The 253-nt window shown below is 60.5% G+C and carries 1 protein-coding gene; it reads left to right on the top strand.

Features of this window, described 5'->3' with window-relative positions; translation table 11 throughout:
* Positions 1–253: alanine--tRNA ligase-related protein (locus tag JAO29_RS23315; RefSeq protein WP_334270673.1), on the top strand; the 253-nt coding region annotated here is incomplete at both ends.

The raw sequence follows: 253 nt of genomic DNA, 5'->3' as shown, positions 1-253 counted from the left end.
TCACCCGCCGCCACCACACCTTCTTCGAGATGCTCGGCAACTTCAGCTTTGGCGACTACTTCAAGAAGGACGCCATCGCCTACGCCTGGGAGCTGCTCACCTCAAAGGAATGGTTCGGGATCGATCCCGCGAAGCTCTACGTGACCATCTTCGAAGGCGACGAGGGCGTGCCGCGCGACAACGAGGCCTACCAGTTCTGGCTCGACGCCGGTGTTCCCGCCGAACGTATCTTCGAACTCGGCGCGAAGGATAA

Source organism: Edaphobacter sp. HDX4, from assembly GCF_036877565.1.
Taxonomy (GTDB): domain Bacteria; phylum Acidobacteriota; class Terriglobia; order Terriglobales; family Acidobacteriaceae; genus Edaphobacter.
This window is presented reverse-complemented; position numbering and strand designations above follow the sequence as displayed.